The sequence below is a fragment of the Phaeodactylibacter xiamenensis genome (genome assembly GCF_965229835.1).
Classification (GTDB): Bacteria; Bacteroidota; Bacteroidia; order Chitinophagales; family Saprospiraceae; genus Phaeodactylibacter; species Phaeodactylibacter xiamenensis.
In genome coordinates this window covers 7,489,224-7,507,864 of sequence record NZ_OZ245931.1, presented here as the reverse complement: position 1 = coordinate 7,507,864, position 18,641 = coordinate 7,489,224, and the positions used below count along the sequence as shown (strand labels likewise).

The 18,641-nt window shown below is 55.4% G+C and carries 1 protein-coding gene; it reads right to left on the bottom strand.

Going from position 1 to position 18,641, the window contains the following annotated elements:
• Window positions 1–833 precede the first annotated feature (833 nt).
• Window positions 834–18,368: a GEVED domain-containing protein gene (locus ACO08I_RS28745; RefSeq protein ID WP_421947900.1), complete on the bottom strand. Its 17,535-nt coding sequence runs from the start codon at window positions 18,366–18,368 to the stop codon at window positions 834–836.
• Between the last annotated feature and the right edge of the window lie 273 nt (window positions 18,369–18,641).

Below are 18,641 nucleotides of genomic sequence, written 5' to 3'. Positions count from 1 at the left end.
CCCGGCATTCAGTCTGTGGCAGCCTGTACAGTTGAGCCTTGACAACCCTGCCGAATTCCCGGGGATTACCATAGCCCGCCGCCCCGTAATGCAACAGGCGTACCTGCTACCCACGGCGCTGCGAAAAAGACATTTGGTACATTGCATGACGGTTTCCCGTCGGAGCAGCACCAAAAGCCTTTCCAAGTGCACAGCCTCCGGCAGACGGTATCCTGCCCAACCGGTAGCCCTTAGGATGGTGAATCGCTTACAGCCTGACTGTAAAATCCACGGGCATCCGCTGCTGCACGTACGGTCCAGGTTTTTTACAGGGAAGAACCTGAGAACTTCCAGATGGATTATCAGTCCATTGCCCAAAATGGCGGTTGGTACAGGGCAAAGCCCCGTGAAAGCAAGTACTGTGTTCTAACCAGCTGAACTATGGCACGATTAAGCGCCAGATGGATTCGAACCATCGACCGCAGTATCCAGATGCTTGCATAAACCCTATCGCACCAAACGGTATACCCTACCCCACACAGGCGGGCACCAGAGCGCTGTACAGAAACGCTGCTACGGTTCGGATACAATATGGTCCACTTCTTTAGAGCGTGAAATCTATACGCCCTGATGTATTTTTGAAGGGTTATTTGCTGTTGTCAGACATACATACAGCAGGCGGGATAGAAAAATTCCCAGAGCCGGCATTTTTTTAAAAAAAATGGAGGCTGGATGAACGCCTCATCCAACCTCCTTCCGTAATTAATTGCACAAATTAATGGTCTGGAGCTTGTGCTGCCATTACCCCTGACTTGCCCGGAATGAGGTAAGCCAGGGGCGGCACTCCATTTTATCTAGTCGGCTACCACCATCTTCTTAGTGGCAGTGAAGCGGCCAGCAGTCATGGTGTATTCGTATACCCCTGCTGCCAGTTTTAGCCGTTCTACGTTCAGCGTATTCAGCCCGGCTGCGGCATCCACTTCATAGGAACGGATGAGCCGGCCTGCTACGTCGCTTATTGTAATCGTTACCGTCTGCTCTGAAGGCACTTCAAATGGGATCATCGTTGTGCCCCGGTAAGGGTTCGGCTGGTTTTGGCCAAGGTAGTAGGCTTCATCAGATGCCATACCGTTCTGCCCAAAGCTCAGTGCCACATCCTCAAACGTGCCGCCATTGCCGTAAGCTTCCCTCGGCGTCACCGCATCGCTCATGCCCAGGGCTTCGCTCAGCTGTACGTCCGTGCGGGCGCGCAGTACCAGGGTGAACAGCTCACTGTCCGTTGGCACCGCCGTTTCGGATGCCCAGTTCCAGCTCATTGCTACCCGGCCTTGTGCAGCCTGTGTCAGGCCGAAGTGCCCCTCTGAGAGGGTACCCGGCAGAATGTCCACCAGCTCCAGTGCCTGCGCATCAAACTCCAGCGTGCCCTGGAAGCCTTCAATGGCTGCCAGTTGTGGCGCGGTGAATGGGATGCGGTACTCGTTGCCCGCTTTCAGGGCTTCGTCCGCCGTTTCCAGCTGGAAGCGGCCATCAAAGCCCCGCTCGTCGATCGCAGAGAAGCTATTGGCCACTACATCGCCGCTCACATCACCAATCTTCACGGCGATGAAGTCCGCTCCGTGGATGCCCGTTGCCGGCAGGTTGTTGATGTTGACCACCTCAGGGAAGGCTTCCTGCCATGGGTTCTCCGGATTGGGGAACACATAGCTTGCTTCCACAAAGCGCCAGCTCGTGTTGTTAGCGAACTCTGTATCGATAGACAGGATCAGCTTGCGCAGCTGGATCAGGTCGAGCGTGGTAATGCTGCCGGAGTTGTTCGCATCCGCTGCAATACGCTTGTAAGGGCTGCCCAGCGGCTCTACGCCCAGGATGTGCTTGCTGATCAGTACCAGGTCGAACGTAGACACACCGTTGAGGTAGTCGCCGTCGCGCTGTGGCGTGATCGTGTAGTCAAGCCCTGCTGTCAGGTTCGTGAATACGTAAGCGCCGTCGTTCTCTGTTGTCATCTCATCAGATGCCTGGCCGGAAAGGCTGGCCTGTACATCTTCTACCGGCTCGTTGTCCTCGGTATTGACTGCACCGGCTGCCATTGGTGCTGCTGCACCGCATACGCCCATGTTGTCCTGTACCAGGATGTAAGTCTCGCAGAAGTCGCTGTTGCCAGCTGCGTCGTACGCCCAGATCTCGATCACCAGCGTGCCTTCGTCGTCGCAAGTCAGCACAAGGCCGGCCTGGTCAGGGTTGTTAGGCTCGCCTACGCGGTTGATAGAGTACTTGATTGGCTCAGAGCAGTCGCCCGCCTGAGTGGAGAAGTCGACAAAGTCGCTCGCCCAGATCTCAGCCATGCCGGCGCCCGGGTCCGGCAGGTTGTCGCCGTCCTCGTCTACTGGCATCAGCTCGATCGCAATGCCGTTCAGGCAGAATGGCGCTGGCGCCTTGCAGTCGATGATGTCGAATGGCAGGATGGCAAGGTCTGAGTTGCCACAGCCGTCCAGTACGTGCACTTCGAACGCGTGGCTGCCGATTGGCAGGCCGTTCACTGTGATCGTGTAGTCTGGGTAGGAGCCAGATACCACGCCTGTCAGCTCCACAAGGTCACCGCTCAGGAATGGGTCCAGGAACACCTTGATCGTCAGGCCGTCCGGCGTGCAGTCCTCTTCGATGCTGAACGGATAAGTCACGTTCGCATCACAGTTCACGTTGTCCAGTGAGCAGAATGCGTCTGCCTGCGTGAAGCTGATCTCAGGAGCGGTGTCGTCGTATACCTTGATGATCTGAGTGTACTGGTAGTAGCCAGTCTCGTCATACTCGAAGCTGTAGTAGTCGTTCGATACGCCACAGAAGTTGAACCCTGGCACGTTGTTGCTAGGCGTCTCGTCTGTGTCCTGGTCGAAGTAGATCTTGCCGTTCGGGCGTGCAAGCAGCCAGAAGCCGTTGCCGTTGTTCGCAATGCGGTCGCCGTCGCCTGGCGTGCCGTTGCAGTCCTCGTCGCGGCCTACGATGTAGGGGTCGCTCTCGCCGTCGTACTGGCACCAGTTGATCACCTTCCACGTACGGAAGATCTTGTAGCACTCGTCGCCGGATGCAGAGAACTGCTCGTCGCTGCTTGTCACTGCAAGCAGGCCGCAGCCAAGCTCGTTGTACTCAACGGTGTCTGGTGTTGGCGTGCCACAGTTCGCCTCAGCATCTTCAGGGAAGTAGATCTCGTAGTTGTGCACCTCATTGATCGTGATCACCTGCACACAGCTGTTCGTGCTGCTCAGGCCGTTCACGTCAGTGACGCGGAAGATACGAGTGATGGAGCCGTAGCCGCACTCCAGGTCAGCGTTCGATGCTACCTGCTGTACAGATGCTACGCCGCAGTTGTCTGCGCCCGTCGCCATGCCGAACAGGTCTTCCAGCTGGCCTGCGTCAGATGCGTCGAAGCCGTATGGCAGATCGTCGCAATCCACAACTACGTTGTCTGGCGCGTCACAGAATGGGTTGATCTTGTCCTCTGGCGTAACGCTCAGCCAGCAGGAGTTCTGGTTGCCGTACTGGTCGGTCACAACCAGTGTGATATCAGATGTAACGCCTACGTCACAGCAGAAGAAGTCGACGAAATCGCCGGTTACGCTGTTCTGCGTGCCGCAAGTGTAAGTGACCGGGTTGAAGTTGTTGCGGAAGATCGCGATAGATACATCGCCGCAGTTGTCCCATGAGCCTTCGTCCACGTCAGATGCGAACACCCGTGCAAGCGCTGGCTGGCCAGGCACGATGTTGCCGCCGCCGATGCTTACGTTCAGCTGGTCGTCGCATACTGCCACTGGCTCGATCTGGTCGATCACTGAGAATGGGCAGTACAGCTCCGTCTCATTGCCACAGCCGTCTTCTGCCACATAGCGGAAGAAGTGGCCGCCGAATGGGATAGAAGACACAAAACGGTTCGCGCCAGGCTGGATCGTGCGCACCACTACGGTGTCAATCACAAACTGGCCGGTTGGCAGGCCGTACTGGTTGATCACCTCTTCCTCTGTTGTCGTCACGATCTCAGTGTATACCGTTACGTTAGAGCAGTTGTCGCTCACGCTTGGCATTGGCACTTCGAAAGATGCACCGCAAGAGAATGGGCTCGTAGAGTAAGCGATTGGCGTGCCTGCTGGGCAAGACACCTCTGGCGCTGTGTAGTCGCCTACTTTGATCAGCTGGTTAGCGATCAATGAGCTGCCTGGGTCGCACCAGTCAAAGATAGTCCACTCACGGCGGAACTTGAAGCGGCCTTCGCACTCGTCTACTGTTGGCAGGTCTTCGTAAGAAGCGCCGATGTTGCAGTAATTCGGAGCGATGTCAAAGATGCCGAACGCTGTGAAGATGAACGGATAGCCAGTCAGCTCTGGAGCCGGGTTGCCGTTCGCCAGCGTTGGGAAGTCTTCGTCGCACTCTACCACTGCTGTGAAGCTTGGGAAGTTCACGTCGTCAAGCGTTGGCTTGCGGACCGTGATCTGCTGCTGGCACTCGTCTGTCAGGCCCTGGCCGTCAGTCGCCGTGAAGGAGCGCGTGATTACTACGTCGCCGCAGTCGCCGGAAGCTGTGAAGCTGTCCGTCGCTGTGATGTCTACGTTGTTGTCGCAGTTGTCCGTCGCACTTGGCGCGCCTACCCACTGGTAAGTGCCGCTGATGAATGCAGTCTCCTGTGCTACAGAACCTGCGTCGCCGCCGTAGATCTGGCCGAAGTCGTCACAGAACAGCGGGATAGACAGCTGCTCAGTAGTCGATGGCAGGGCAGAGAACGTCGTGTCGAACTGGATCGTCCAGTCTGGCAGCATCGTTTCTGTAAAGTTCCATGCGCCTACAAGGCCGTTGCCGTCGCTGAAGATCGTGTGCTCGTAGGAGCCAGTCACGTCTGAGCCAAAGCTGGAAACCAGCACGAAGTAAGTCTCGTACGCACGCAGTGGCAGCGTTACGCGCACTTGTGGGTCGAACAAGCCGCCGATTGGGCCTGCGTTGCCAAGGATGTTGTCATCCGCTGCGTAAAGGATATTCTCACATGGGCTGTCCGCATCAAAGCTGCCCTGGTACAGTGCAGTGAAGCCGTCGCCCCATGAAGTGTTCAGATAAATCGTGTAGATATCATCGGCGCTCACCTGGAACTCGATGATGTCGTAGTACTGTCCGCCTGCAACTGGGCCTGCTCCGTCAAGGAAGCAAGAGTAGTCCGCAAGCTCAAGCTGTGCGTCAGTCGTCTCCAGGGCGCCCTGGATCTTCTGTACAGACTCAGAAATCGTCGCTACGTCTGTGTCGTCCGGGCACTCGATAACGGGTGCTGTCTTGTCCTCGCCAGTGATGAAGCCCCAGCAGTCCTGGAAGCCCGGCAAGCCGTCCGGCCCGGTGATCTCGTAGATCCACTGCCCGTGCCCGTCAAGGATATTGCCGTTAGCGGGGTTGTCATCGTTGACGATGGTGATGGTGAAGTCGTCTTCCTGCAGGCAGCCGAAGTTGCCTTCCAGCACCATATCTGCTGTGATCACCCGGGAGCAGTTCTCGTCCAGCGTCACGTTGATATCATCGTTGCACGCCAGGTTCGCTTCCGGCGCATCGTCTTGTGTGACAGACACCCCGAAGGCTTCGCTTGTGCTGTTGCCCGCTGCGTCCACCGCACCTATGCTCACCGTGTACTGGCCAGGGCCCGCTGTGAAGCAGTAGGCCGTGCCGTCTGCGGTAACCGGCACAGCAACGCCGCCAGGCCCTGTCACCGTTACCGTGGGCACGATATCGCCTTCGCAATCGTCAATGGCTGTGGCCTGGAAGCAGATTTCTGCCTCGTCCGGCCCACAGGGGTCAAGCACTTCCGTAATGTTCTGCGATGGGTACACGATGATTGGGGCCGAATTGTCTTCGTCCGCATTCACCGTGATCGTAGCCGTAGCCTCGGTGGTATTGCCGCCGCCATCCGTATACGTGCCCACGATGGTGTACACGCCCGGGCTCAGGCTCAGGCTCCACGCGAAGTAGCCGTTCGCAGGGTCCGACAGCGCTGCGTCGAATGGGGGCGCTGGCGCTCCGTTCACCGTGAAGCTGGCTGTGCCAAAGTCTTCATCGCAGTCGTCTTCCAGCTGTACCGCAAAGCTTACCGCTGCTTCGCCTTCGCAGTTCGGCACCTGGTAGGCCAGGTTGCCGGGCATTGTCATTACCGCCGGCGTGTCCGGGTCTTGCACCACTTCTACAGCATGGTCTATTGTTACCCCTTCGTAGCTGGTAACAATCAGGTAGCTGCCCGCGCTCAGGTTGCCCGTGGCTTCGAAGTACGCATAGCCCTCGTTCACCAGGATGTAGGTGATCTCCAGTGGCGCACCGCTGATGCTGATCAGCCCGTCGAGCACATCGCCCGGCTGCAGCTCGCAGTCATAAATATGGCCCGAGAAGACGATAAAGCCGTCCTCAGCACAGTCTTCGATCACGAACTGCCCGTTGCCGGACACGTCCACGATCGGCGCAGGGCTCTGCGCCTGCGTGACCGTGATGTCAAAGCTGTACTGGCTCGTATTGCCATAGTCGTCTGTAGCCTCGTAGACTACTGTGTATACTCCTGGCGCCAGCACATCGCCCGGCTGCGGGCCGCTGATCTGCACCAGCTCTACATCCAGGTCGCAATCGTCAATCACCGACATCTGCCAGTTCACCGGCATGCCGTCTTCGCAGGCCGGGATCTGCACCTGCATGTCGCCAGGGCCGTAGATCTCTGGTGGGCGGTTGTCCACGACCGTAATCTCGTACGTCATCTCGTTGATATTGCCCGCCTCGTCTGTAGCCGTCAGCACCAGAGTATTGGTACCAATGCCCGCGTGGACAGAGACTACGTATACCGAGCCGTTGTTGGACAGGGTTACGCTGGCAGAAGGGTCTACTGATGGGTTAGCAGCGCTCGTCGTGATCTCTGCGCTCAGGCTGAGACCGCTTACCGGGCAGTTGTCATCCAGCTCTACAAACCAGTCGAACTGCACGCCGCACTCCCCTTCCGGGATGCTTTCGTATACGATCGTCATCTCAGGCTCGTTGCCGGACTGGTCGGTGACCGTCTTAGTGGGCGCTTCGTCGTCTGTATTTTCAAGAATAAAGACTTCTTCGTATACAGTTGGCAGGCAGCCATCGCCGTAGGCACAGCTTAACCGGTCCGCGACTTCAACACGCACGCTGTAGCTTCCCTCGCTCAGGCCATTGATCACAAATGGCATATTCAGCATCACTGCATTAGCGATCAGTTGCTCGCCTGCGCCAACTTCTACCAGATAGATATTATAGGTAGCATTGCAGCCCTGCTCCTCAAAGAGGACAGTAATACTGCCATCGTCACCGCCCGGGCAAGTTGGGCCTTCACCGGTAAGGGTCAATACCGGTACTGGGTTACAAATAGCATAAATCTGGCCCAGAATGGCTTCTACCTGATTGTTGCCCAGGTTCTCGGTAATAGCGAAGTTGTAGCACTCGCCATTCGTCAGGGTACCTGGTGCAAAGGTGACTTCCGTGGAGGACATGTTTACAAAGTCGACCACAGGGTTACCGTTGGCATCTTCCACATCTATTGTCCAGGTCGTACCATTAGCGACAGGCTCCCAGTCTAAGGTGATAGAACCGTCACAGTTACAGATAATGGAGAATGCTTCGGTAACGATACCAAAGTCGAAGGACAGGTTATCCTGGCTGTCGGGATAACCAAGCCCGCCCGGCTGATCATCTGTACCATTTTCACCCAGAAGCAGCTGCCCGTTCTCGTCAATAACGATAACGACACCCTCGGGGTCATTGCTATCCTGATCCTCATCACTGCCTGCACCAATAATAGTTGGTGTAAAGCCCGGAGGCAGGGTAGCAAGGCTCAGCTCATAAGTACCAGGCGTAAGGCCACCGAAGAGGTATTGCCCGTTGACGCCATTATTCGCTGAAGTCGAAACAGTAAAGGTTTGATTGTCTGCAGTAGTTGCCAAATCGCCGTCAGGGCCCGCCCACTCGAGGTTGAGCTCTAAGCCATTGAGGCATGGGCTGGAGAAGTCGTCCTGTAAGCCATTGCCGTTGGTATCTTCCCAAACGTAGCTGCCGATGGCGTAAAGGAGTAGCTTATAATCTTCCACCTCGCCTCCAGGCATCGGGTCTGTACCATATTTATCCGGCCCGAACGGTAGTTGCACCTGAATGGTGTTGAGGCGGAAACGAGCCAGCATCATACCGTTCATGAAAGTGGCATCATCAGGTACACGAATTGCAACATTCACATCCAGCATACCAACCGATGGTACCGTATAAGGAATGGTAACACCTCCTGTTGAAGGATTAACCGGGTCAAGGTACCACTCCAGGTACTCATCATTATCAAGGCTACCATTGCCGTTCCAGTCGATCCAGCCTTCCAGTACTGCGTCCGCACCTGTGGTGTTCACCGCCTTGATATTCAGCACGGCAAATTCGCCAGGCACAAGAGGGGTAAGGAAAGTAATACCATCGTCATCTGCGCCTTCGCCATCTGCCATCGCATCTGGCTGTCCATCCAGTTCTGCATCAATGGTTGTGCCAAGTGACAAGCCAGGGATGATAACGTTTACCGCACCAACCTCTTCCATAAGGGTTGGGTAATCGTTAGGATCGTTGGGGTCATCAGGCAGGTCTCCATAATCCAGGAAGGCAAAGCCCTGATCGTGCGTCTCATCTGTTTGATTATCAGGGAAAGTGCCAACCACATCGCCTGTATCTCCGGAACCATTTTCATCTTCCGGCAGCGTAGTCACATTTTCAATGACAAAGGTTTCCATTGTCATGGAAAGGTCCATACCTGTAATGCCACCATCGCTGTCGAGTTCATCGTCACCGCCCCGGTCAGTACGTGTTGGGGTCATACCTGCAGGTGAGGTATAGGTGATCTTATACTCGCCTTCAATCAAGCCGCAGAAGTAATACTCACCGGTATCAAAATCATCGGCTCCGGTCGTAAGGTCAGCATAGATTACATCATCCGCAGTACCAAGCGTGTTGTCCGGGCCGAGCCAGGTCAGCCCAACAGTTACTCCATCAATCCCTGGTTCGTTGGCATCCTGAACGCCATCGAAGTCATAGTCTTCAAATACCAGGTTGCCAACTTTGCCCAGCGGCAGCTTGTAATCTTCGATCTCACCGAAGGGCACCACTCCCGTTTGGCTGTCAGGAGCTAAGCCTCCGTCTTCGCTAAGGCGGAAGCGGACAAAAGCTGCGCCTTCACGGAAGGCAGCATCAGCAGGTACGTCAAAACAGTACAGCTCTGCGTTCACACCACCATCAGGGATGGCATTACCATTAGTGCTCGTAAAGGTTACTTCTTCGCCAGCATCGAAGCTGCCGTCGCCATTCCAGTCCACCCACATTTGCAATACGGCGTCTACACCTTTATTATTCACTGCTGTCACCTCGATACAGGCTTCAGAGCCAGGGATCATCGGGGTGACAAACACGATGCCATCTTCGTCATCACCAGCAGTACCACAGGTACCAAAGGTAGCCAGCCCGGCATCCGCATCGTCGCCGCCCTGCATCAGGCCAGCCATCGCTTCCGGACTGCCATCAGCTTCCGTGTCCACACAGGTACCCAGCAGCAGGTCTTCGTCAACAATATGCTTAGGCGCCTCCGGGTCGGAAGTTGTGTAGGTGTCAGGCAGGTCACCGTAGTCAAAGCCTACGACTTGTACCATATAGTCTTCTACCTCACCTGAATTGGCAAGACCGGTGGCTGACATAACCTCTGCCATGTTATTAGCCAGACGAATACGCAGACCAAGGTCCTGTCCAACAACGGCATCCACTGGCACCAGTACATCCACTTGTGCGCTGGTGGCACCGTCAGGCACTGTAGCGGTAAACTTCTCGGTTGTGGCATCAAGCACCCCATCCTTATTGAAGTCAATGTAAACCGCAATGGTCGCGTCTTCTCCCGACATATTCATCACTGGAATATCCAGCGTTGTTGTTTGGGTTAAGATGAATAGCGGGAGGTTATTCAGGTCAAGTCCATCTTCATCATCCGGGTCTGCCACGCCTGATGACATACTGTTGTCATCGCCGGCAGCCGTTGCATTAGGCTGGCCATTGGCTTCGTCGTCAAGTTCTGCACCAATTTTAAGGACAGGAACGCCTACAGTATTGGTCAGGATTTTGTGGCGTGCACCATCATCAGCGAGAGTCGTCTGATAATCTGCAGGTGTCAGCGGGCTGTTCGGGTCACCATTGGTACCTGCAGCCATATCGTTGAGGTCACCAAAGTCAAAGCCCATTGATGGAGTCAGATAGTCTTCCACCTCTCCGTCAGGAGCAGGACCTGTTGGGCTCATGGAAGCTACAGCATCTGTACTTAGTCGGAACCGCACACCCACTGGCACCGTAAGCGTTGCCGTGAGCGGAGGCGTAACATCTTCTATTTCAACTAAAGTAGCTCCAACGGGCACATCCACTGAATACATTTCGTTATCATCTTCAAAGTCGCCATCATTATTCCAGTCAACGAACATAGTCAGCTTAGCGACCTCAGTCGTCATATTCATAACATTTACCGGTACATTAACCGGCATGCCTGTTACAAACATAGGCAGACTAACGCCATCCTCGTCCGCTCCGTCTCCATCTGCATTCGCGCTCTGCTGACCGTTAGCTTCTGCATCAACAGTGCTGCCAATTTTCAGGGTCACATCGCCGGTAACCGGGTCTGTCACAATTTTATGGCTGGGGCCGTTGCTGCCATCCTGTGTTTCGTAATCACCTGGGTTTGTACCGGCGCCTGAATCAGACAAGTCACCGTAATCAAAGCCCATGACCATGATTTCGTAGTCTTCTACTTCGCCATCGGGTGCAGGTCCCGTTGGGCTCATCGCTGCATCGGTGGTCAGGCGTAAACGGAAACCAAGGCCTGTATTGAGTGCCGCATCTTCCGGTGCCAGTATATCGGCAAGTGTCACATTGCCATTAGTGCCATCAGGAACACTGACAGAGAACATCTCCTCCGGATCACTGAAGTCGCCGTCGTTGTCCCAGTCGACATACAGCGTTAGCTTAGCATCGCCGCCGGTCATATTCATTACCGGAATATCAATATCCAGCATTTGGCCAGCTACAAACATCACGCTCGCCGGGTCGAAGCCATCTTCGTCGGCTCCGTCGCCGTCCGCATCTGCGCTAGGCTGTCCGTCAGCATCCGCATCAACATCAGCGCCAATCTTCAGCGTTACCATGTCGTCCTCGTTCGTCACGATCTTGTGCGACGGGCCGCCATTGGCGCTGCTCGTTTCGTAATTGCCTTCGCCAACGCCTGAGCCGCTGTCAGCCAGGTCACCGTAGTCGAACGCCATTACTGTGATCAGGTAGTCTTCCACCTCACCATCCGGTGCAGGGCCCGTTGGGCTCATCGCTGCATCCGTGGTCAGGCGCAGGCGGAAGCCGAGGTCGTCATTCAGCACCGCATAAGAAGGCGGTGTTACATTGCTCAGTATCGCGCTTGTCTGTCCGTCCGCTACCGTTACGGAGATCATCTCTTCAGGCTCGTTGAAGTCGCCGTCGTTGTCCCAGTCCACGTACAGCGTCAGCTTGGCGTCGACGCCCGTCATGTTCATTACCGGGATGGTGATGTCCTGTGACTCGCCCCGTACGAACATTACGCTTGTGGGGTCGAAGCCGTCTTCGTCGGCTCCGTCGCCGTCCGCATCTGCGCTAGGCTGTCCGTCAGCATCCGCATCAACATCAGCGCCAATCTTCAGCGTTACCATGTCGTCCTCGTTCGTCACGATCTTGTGCGACGGGCCGCCATTGGCGCTGCTCGTTTCGTAATTGCCTTCGCCAACGCCTGAGCCACTGTCAGCCAGGTCACCGTAGTCGAACGCCATTACTGTGATCAGGTAGTCTTCCACTTCACCGTCCGGTGCAGGGCCCGTTGGGCTCATCGCTGCATCCGTGGTCAGGCGCAGGCGGAAGCCGAGGTCGTCATTCAGCACCGCATAGACCGGTGGTGTTACATTGCTCAGTATCGCGCTTGTCTGTCCGTCCGCTACCGTTACGGAGATCATCTCTTCCGGCTCGTTGAAGTCGCCGTCGTTGTCCCAATCGACGTAGAGCGTCAGCTTAGCATCGCCGCCGGTCATATTCATTACCGGAATGGTGATGTCCTGTGACTCGCCCCGTACGAACATTACGCTTGTGGGGTCGAAGCCGTCTTCGTCGGCTCCGTCGCCGTCCGCATCTGCGCTAGGCTGTCCGTCAGCATCCGCATCAACATCAGCGCCAATCTTCAGCGTTACCATGTCGTCCTCGTTCGTCACGATCTTGTGCGACGGGCCGCCATTGGCGCTGCTCGTTTCGTAATTGCCTTCGCCAACGCCTGAGCCACTGTCAGCCAGGTCACCGTAGTCGAACGCCATTACTGTGATCAGGTAGTCTTCCACTTCACCGTCCGGTGCAGGGCCCGTTGGGCTCATCGCTGCATCCGTGGTCAGGCGCAGGCGGAAGCCGAGGTCGTCATTCAGCACCGCATAGGCCGGTGGTGTTACATTGCTCAGTATCGCGCTTGTCTGTCCGTCCGCTACCGTTACGGAGATCATCTCTTCCGGCTCGTTGAAGTCGCCGTCGTTGTCCCAATCGACGTAGAGCGTCAGCTTAGCATCGCCGCCGGTCATATTCATTACCGGGATGGTGATGTCCTGTGACTCGCCCCGTACGAACATTACGCTTGTGGGGTCGAAGCCGTCTTCGTCCAAGCCATCCCCATCGGCATTGGCACCTGGCTGGCCATCGCCTTCTGTATCTACATCAGCGCCAATCTTCAGCAGGACATTACCGGAAGGATCGGTCAGAATCATATGGCTCGGACCATTGCTTGCCGTTGTAGTTTCATAGTTGCCTTCACCCACTCCAGGCCCTGCATCTGGCAAGTCACCGTAGTCAAAGCCACCGATCATAATCAGGTAGTCTTCCACCTCGCCATCATTCGCCAGGCCAGTAGAGGTAGCAGTGAAATTCAGGAAGTCCGTATCTGTACTAAAGCGGAAGCGGGTACCCAAATTTATGCCCAGCACAGCAGTAGAGGGTACGGGAACACTGAAGTTAGCCGTTTGCACGTTGCCGTTAGAGCCAAAAGTGCTGCCCATGATATTTGAACCGGCAACGGTGATGCTTTGGGGCTGATATCGCTCCGTGGCATTATCGAGGGTTCCATCGTTATTCCAGTCAAACCATACATACAGCTCTGCATCGGAGCCGGTGTTATTAAATACGTCTACGGTGAAAGTCGCGGTCTCACCCAGTTCAAAGGTTGTACTGCCTGGGTTGAATCCATCCTCATCGGTACCATCGCCATCTGCATTAGCAGTTGGCTGTCCATCCGTTTCAGTATCTACTACACTGCCGATGTAAATCTGAGGGACATCCGCTACACAGTGGCCTGCTCCGTTACTAGCAGCAGTAGTCGCATATGGTGGGTCCTGAAGGTCGCCATAATCCACGCCATAAACCGTAATCGTTGCGGTATTGCTGTTGGTACATCCGTTGCCATCCGTATAAGTGTAGGTTACGGTTATTGTACCGGCGCCCGCTATAGCTGGATCAAAGTCGAAGGTTTCGCCATTACCATTATCCGTTACGCCTGTGCCGGAGTATTCGCCACCAGTTGGCATGCCGCCACCGAGGGTCTGCCTGCCATCTTCCAGGCAAAGGTCTGCGATTGGGCTGAAAGTTACCGTGGGCAGGGCAAAGACCTCAACGCTTACCGTCTGGCTGGCTTCGCAGCCGTTGCCATCCGTGAAGGTGTAGGTCACATCGTAGGTGCCCGCGCCCGCTGCGCTCACATCGAGCACTGCTGTACCCGCTGCATTATTCGGCGTAAAGCCTGATGGTGCCGTGGTCGAGAAGGTGCCGCCCATTGGAGTCGCCGTGAAGTTCATATCGCTGCCGTCTATGCAGACATCAGCAGGGTCGTTCAGCGTTACCGTGGGCAACGCAAAGACCTCAACGCTCACCGTTTGGCTGGCTTCGCAGCCGTTGCCATCCGTGAAGGTGTAGGTCACATCGTAGGTGCCCGCGCCCGCTGCGCTCACATCGAGCACTGCTGTACCCGCTGCATTATTCGGCGTAAAGCCTGATGGTGCCGTGGTCGAGAAGGTGCCGCCCATTGGAGTCGCCGTGAAGTTCATATCACTGCCGTCTATGCAGACATCCGCAGGGTCGTTCAGCGTTACCGTGGGCAACGCAAATACTTCAACGCTTACCATCTGATTGGCCGCACAGCCGCTGGCATCGGTGTAGGAATAAGTGATCGTGTAAACACCCGCTCCTGCTGCGCTTACGTCTAACGAAGCCGTGCCATCACCGTTGTCGGTGAAGCCTGCAGGGGCATTCGAGCTAAAGGTGCCCGTAGCGCCTCCAACTGGTGCGGGAGACCCTGTGAAGGACATGTCCGTACCATCTATGCACGCATCAGCCGGGTCATTTAGGGTCACCGTGGGCGCTGCCGGGTCAGACAAAGAAGCGGAAGCCGCTGCACCGCTGCAGCCATTGGGGTCTTCCAGTATTATATTGGTGTAGTTGCCCGCATTCAGGTTCATGATTACCACTTCGCCCGATGCGTTGCTTGTTACATTTGTTGGGCCAACAGCCGTGCCGTCATCTTCGTAGTTGAGGATGTACATAGTACTCGCCTGAAGACCGCTGATCGTAACGAAACCATTTGTACCTGTGCACACCGTTGGGTTGGTACCTACAGCCGTGTAGGTTGGCAGGGCAAAGATTTCCACGCTTACCGTCTGGCTGGCTTCACAGCCGTTGCCATCCGTGAAGGTGTAGGTCACATCGTAAGTGCCCGCGCCCGCTGCGCTCACATCGAGCACCGCTGTACCCGCTGCATTATTCGGCGTAAAGCCTGCTGGCGCCGTGGTCGAGAAAGTGCCGCCCATTGGCGTAGCCGTGAAGTTCATATCGCTGCCGTCTATGCACACATCCGCAGGGTCATTAAGGGTTACCGTAGGCAGGGCAAAGACTTCAACGCTCACTGTCTGGCTGGCTTCGCAGCCGTTGCCATCCGTGAAGGTGTAGGTCACATCGTAGGTGCCTACGCCCGCTGCGCTCACATCGAGCACCGCTGTACCCGCTGCGTTATTCGGCGTAAAGCCTGCTGATGCTGTAGTCGAGAAGGTCCCGCCCATTGGAGTCGCCGTGAAGTTCATATCGCTGCCGTCTATGCAGACATCAGCAGGATCGTTCAGCGTTACCGTGGGCAACGCAAAGATCTCAACGCTCACCGTCTGGCTGGCTTCGCAGCCGTTGCCATCCGTGAAGGTGTAGGTCACATCGTAGGTGCCCGCGCCCGCTGCGCTCACATCGAGCACTGCTGTACCCGCTGCATTATTCGGCGTAAAGCCTGATGGTGCCGTGGTCGAGAAGGTGCCGCCCATTGGAGTCGCCGTGAAGTTCATATCGCTGCCGTCTATGCACACGTCCGCAGGATCGTTCAGCGTTACTGTGGGCAACGCAAATACTTCAACGCTTACCGTTTGGCTGGCTTCGCAGCCGTTGCCATCCGTGTAGGTGTAGGTCACATCGTAGGTGCCCGCGCCCGCTGCGCTCACGTCGAGCACCGCTGTGCCGGCTGCATTATTCGGCGTAAAGCCTGCTGGCGCCGTGGTCGAGAAAGTGCCGCCCATTGGCGTAGCGGTGAAGTTCATATCACTGCCGTCTATGCAGACATCCGCAGGGTCGTTCAGCGTTACCGTGGGCAACGCAAATACTTCAACGCTTACCATCTGATTGGCCGCACAGCCGCTGGCATCGGTGTAGGAATAAGTGATCGTGTAAACACCCGCTCCTGCTGCGCTTACGTCTAACGAAGCCGTGCCATCACCGTTGTCGGTGAAGCCTGCAGGGGCATTCGAGCTAAAGGTGCCCGTAGCGCCTCCAACTGGTGCGGGAGACCCTGTGAAGGACATGTCCGTACCATCTATGCACGCATCAGCCGGGTCATTCAGGGTCACCGTGGGCGCTGCCGGGTCAGACAAAGAAGCGGAAGCCGCTGCACCGCTGCAGCCATTGGGGTCTTCCAGTATTATATTGGTGTAGTTGCCCGCATTCAGGTTCATGATTACCACTTCGCCCGATGCGTTGCTTGTTACATTTGTTGGGCCAACAGCCGTGCCGTCATCTTCGTAGTTGAGGATGTACATAGTACTCGCCTGAAGACCGCTGATCGTAACGAAACCATCTGTACCTGTACACACCGTTGGGTTGGTACCTACAGCCGTGTAGGTTGGCAGGGCAAAGATTTCCACGCTTACCGTCTGGCTGGCTTCACAGCCGTTGCCATCCGTGAAGGTGTAGGTCACATCGTAAGTGCCCGCGCCCGCTGCGCTCACATCGAGCACCGCTGTACCCGCTGCATTATTCGGCGTAAAGCCTGCTGGCGCCGTGGTCGAGAAAGTGCCGCCCATTGGAGTCGCCGTGAAGTTCATATCACTGCCGTCTATGCACACATCCGCAGGGTCGTTCAGCGTTACCGTGGGCAGGGCGTTAATAGTCACGCTTACAGTTTCAATTGCTGAACAGGTAACAGCAGAGGCATCAGTCACAGTAACCGAGTAACTACCTGCTGCCGCAACAGTAGCCATATTAATTATTGGATTTTCATCAGTAGAAGTGAAACCATTTGGCCCGCTCCAATTAAAGGTATAACTGGCAGCTCCGGAAGGGTTAGCCATCAAATTCAGGGCATCGCCTACACATGGTGTGTTTGCAGAAGGAGCCGCAGCCACAGCGCAGGAACAATCAATAGTAGCGGTAGTGACCGTCACATCCTCCCGGCAACCATTCCCCATATTGAAAAGGCGAATGACATAAGTCTGATTATGCTGCAGCCCGGTGATGGTCACACTACCGCCGGATACTGCAAACAGCTGTGGATTACTGGTGGCATCCGAATTGTACTTAGGCCCGTCATAGCCGCCGGTAGCACCGGGATTACTGACCCCGACAATATCGGAGTTCACGATCATAGGTATGGTGACGGTTGCGTCGTTATTAGGCACATTTACGGCCTGACAGGTTCCTGCGCTTGTAGTCGGGGTGCCGCTCTGAGGCGGGTCCGTGGTACAAATTTCCACAGTTACATTAAAGGCACCGCACTGATTATTTGTACCTGTACCGTTCGATGTCAGGGTGTAAGTGGCACAGCCCGCACCGGTAACCGTGATCGAATTATCACAGCTTTCGTAATCAAATACACCATTGGCATCCGCAGTTTCCGCCCAGGTTCCCTCGGCGATGATGCCCTCACAATCGAGGACTTCCTGCAGGAAGATGGTTTCATTGTTTACGCCATCGTAGCAAATGGTATTGTTGATATTTTGAGTGGCCGGGGTGGCACAGCATTCTGTGACTACCCCAATGGCTTTAGGCCTGCCATTCATGGGGTTACCGTAATTGAGGGCGGAAAGCTCCGTAAGGTCTGTTTCGAATACGGAAATACAGTTCACTTTCGAGCTCACATACACCCGGTCTGAAGCCGCACTGTAGGTTACTCCCCGGGCACCACTGAAGCCAGGAACACCATTATTTACATTTCCGACCAGTGGATCAGCCGGGGCGGTCACAGTGCCCAGTACAGCACCCGTAGGGCTATACTTCACCAACACCGGCTGATCATGGGTACCGGAGATGGTCTGCCGCTCAATTACATAAAAATTACCCGCAGCATCCCGAGTGATGCCCATGCCATTTTCATCGCCATCACTGCTGCCGGTGGCTGGCTCCGAGAGGTTGAAAAGCAGGGTGCCGCTGTGGGCCGGCGTACCAAATCCGGTGGTGTAAAAGCTCAGGTCCAGCGGACCTGTGTAAACACTGCCTGGATTACTCCGCTGTACGGCGTACCAGTTGTTATTGTCCACATAAAAGCCCCAGACCACCGGGCCGCTGCCGCTCACTGCATCCGAGCCCGGATACAATTCCATGCGCCCAAGGCTACTGCCGGTGCAAAGGTCAATAGCATATACGTAACGATGCTGATTGTTATGGATATACAACACATTATCTTTGAAACCATAATTGACCGTCCGCAGGGCCGTACCGGCATCGAAGCCTCCCGGCCCTCCGTTGCTCAGCCATGGGCTCAGGGTAATATTGCCAAATGGGTCAAACTGGTAGATGTCTCCCTGGGATGAGGTAGCGATGTACAGGTTACCATTCAAATCCTGCGCAATACCGTGCGGATCGGTAAACTGAGGGGACTGAGCCAGCCCCTCAAACCAGGGGGCACCGATTTCAGTAACAGAGCCACTAGTCTCGTCCACGGCAAATTTATGGATGAACTCAAGATCTGTATCGTTGAGGTAGATGTATTCGGTGCAGTTGCAGCTTTGTCCATAGAGCGTAGACAAAGTTTGTCCCAAAAAAAACAGGACAAAGAATAATTTCAGGAGTGGTTTTGCAAATGCAGCCCGATGGTAAAAACAGGAGTTGAGGCCGGGAGCTAATCCCTTTGAAGAATTTGTGCGTGCTACTTTCATGAGTTCCAAGTTCAAGTGTTGTTATCCCTTATGATTTGCTGGTATGCAATAAAACCATCGGCAAGACCGCATTGCTTCGAGGTAGAGAATAGACTCAACTCTGATACGGAAAATGGTATTTTACACATACACATAGCAAAAGTG